A 2070-nucleotide genomic window follows, 5' to 3' on the forward strand; every position below is an offset into this window, starting at 1 on the left:
CATTGCAAATCCGTAGTATGTATAAAGAAAAATTTTCATATGAGATAATCTATGATGTTAATGACATACTAATTATTCGACTTGAAGTTGAAAACAAAGGTGTTGAAATGATTTCGCGAGTAGTTGTAAGTCATATGATTCGTGATTATTTCGCGTATATCCCAAACTCTTTAAAAGCAGATAAGGGAATAAGTGAGTTTTTATTTCAGCTTGTAAGGTGGCGAATCGATAATCTATCGCCGAGTGAAAGGGTAGAATTAATTTGTCAAATAAAAGCAAATAAAGATAAAGCTCCTCCCAATTCATTATTTCAGGCTACATATACATTTCAATATAAAGGAGTATCATATGGACCGCTACAAACAAATGAAGTGGTTGTCAGAATATGATAAGAAGGAACCTGTGCGAAAGGTTCCTTCTTTAATGAAGATTGTGCTTCTTGAGTAATTTCTTTTGTTCCACTCCTTTTTTTCCAACATAGTTATTTTTGTATCCAAAATATAGAATGAATAGAAATGAAATAACATTTACTAGAGCGTCAATTTGATCGTTTGTAATGAAGTTTATTCCGAAAGAGTTAAATAGTAATTTTAATGATAATAAAAAGCCAGCTAGTAAGCGCATAATATCTGATAGATTTTCTTTTTGAGGCATATAGGTCACTCCTTTCTAAAAACGATATATAGTATATATATGAAATAAAATAGAAAAGGTATACGAGCTTAAGTAGAAATGTACATGGAATATGTACATTTTTTATTTTGTAGAAAAACATTATTGTTATAGAAGCATATATTAGTATAGAAGGGAGGGAAAGTATGAAATATAAAGGGAAAATAAGTGGATTACTACTTGGGAATACAGTGGCAGTTACAGAATGGATTGCGCTGCAGGATGTAATTACAAAACTGGATTCGCGATCATTTTATACCGTCTTTATTATTTATATATTGCAAATGATACTAAGCTGCTATTTTGGACATTGGTATGATAAAAGAGAGAGTGGGCGTATGAATACGGAAGTAGGAGGAATGGCAAGCAACGATTTTGTTGTTGATTTTTTTGGGAAATTAGCTGCTTTATCGGAACGAGATTCTCGTAATATTACAGTGTACATTCTTTCTGTAAAAGAATGGGAAGAATTAAAAGACACAGTGCAAGAAAAAAGGTTGGAAGTGTTAGTGCAAAAATTGGAACATACCATTGTAAAGACAATTCGAAAAGGTGATGTCGTTACTAAATGGGATGAAAATAAATATGTTATCGTAGCTGTTGATAATGGCTATGAAAAGTCAACAATAACAAACCGATTAATCAAAAATATTCAAAATGAAATAGCGAATGATTTATTAAGTGTCACACTATTATTTGGGGCAGCAAGTTATCCGATAGGAGGGAAAACTTTTGAAGATTTGTTTAGAAAGGCACAAAATCAATTGTATAATCATAGAAACTTGCAAAGTCATGAATGAAACTTTGATTTGAAGAAGTATGATATAAAGAATTTTTTGTAACATTTTTTTGTCTTTTGTTACAAGAAAACTTTTTTTTGTAACAAAAGTCTTTAAAAATATATGAAATCAGCATATAATTGTCTGTGGATGTGTCAATGCATTTTGCACAATGCGTTTCATTTTAAAAGTGTAGAGGAAAGCATGCTCTACACTTTTCCTTTTTAAGAAATTAAAAGAATCTTTGTAAGAGTTGCGAGGTCACCTTTGCACTATGTAAAATGGACAAAGAGGTTATTTGATAGAAAGTGAGAAAGGGAATGATAGACGTGAGAGGTCAACGATCATCTTTTATCAGGTGAAACATTATAGTGTTTCTTGCAGTAGGTAAGATTAAGGTAAATACCTTTATGTTTTAAGATATTACATAATTTCAAGTGCGAAAATTGTACAAGCAGTATAAATAATTATTGATGATCTTCGTAAAAAAGATGCGAGCGTGAAATAGATAAAGAAGTTACATGTTTTTCATGGAATTTTTGGCACGATGATCGTTTATTAATAGGAGGAAAAGATGTTGAAATATAATAAATTAGCAATTGTAACTGCATTATCAATG

3 protein-coding genes are annotated in these 2070 nt (G+C 30.7%); 2 read left to right on the forward strand and 1 reads right to left on the reverse strand.

Annotation, left to right across the window (positions count from 1 at the left end; translation table 11 throughout):
- Window positions 1-2: 2 nt before the first annotated feature.
- The gene (locus AC1DTM_RS23915) at window positions 3-389 is read left to right on the forward strand and encodes a hypothetical protein (protein ID WP_477001051.1); all 387 of its coding nucleotides are present in this window, start codon (window positions 3-5) and stop codon (window positions 387-389) included.
- Between the two features lie 31 nt (window positions 390-420).
- On the opposite strand, the gene AC1DTM_RS23920 is transcribed toward AC1DTM_RS23915, so the two are convergent.
- Window positions 421-654, reverse strand: a complete 234-nt coding sequence (locus AC1DTM_RS23920; protein WP_016106056.1) for an SPP1 phage holin family protein — start codon at window positions 652-654, stop codon at window positions 421-423.
- Between the two features lie 164 nt (window positions 655-818).
- Here AC1DTM_RS23920 and AC1DTM_RS23925 point away from each other — a divergent pair, with 164 nt between their 5' ends.
- A complete protein-coding gene (locus AC1DTM_RS23925) occupies window positions 819-1472 on the forward strand; it encodes a diguanylate cyclase domain-containing protein (protein WP_016106055.1) in 654 nt (217 codons plus the stop codon).
- The last annotated feature ends 598 nt before the right edge of the window (window positions 1473-2070 follow it).

The sequence above is a fragment of the Bacillus sp. P4_D3 genome, from assembly GCF_056401855.1.